The 242-nt window shown below is 96.3% G+C and carries 1 protein-coding gene; it reads left to right on the forward strand.

The genetic code is table 11. The features are described from left to right. On the forward strand, nucleotides 1–242 hold a 242-nt coding region (locus AAEZ02_RS23800), incomplete at both ends, for a hypothetical protein (protein WP_351125596.1).

The following is a 242-nucleotide window of genomic DNA, read 5'->3' on the forward strand; positions in this document are numbered from 1 at the left end:
GCGGGGCGGGGGGGGGTGGGGGGGGCGGGGGTGCGGGGGCTCGGGGGGGGGGTGGGGGGGGGGGGGCGGGGGGGGGGGGGGGGGGGGTGGGGGCGGGGGGGGGGGGGGGGCGGGGGGGGGCGGCGGGGGGGGGCGGGGGGGGGGGGGGGCGGGGGCGCGGGGGGGGGGGGCGGGGGGGCGGGGGCGGGGGGGCGGGGGCGGGGCCGGCGCGGGTCAGCGCGCCCCGCGCCCCTCACCGCCGC

This window comes from Shewanella sp. T24-MNA-CIBAN-0130, assembly GCF_040310185.1.
Classification (GTDB): Bacteria; Pseudomonadota; Gammaproteobacteria; order Enterobacterales; family Shewanellaceae; genus Shewanella; species Shewanella psychromarinicola.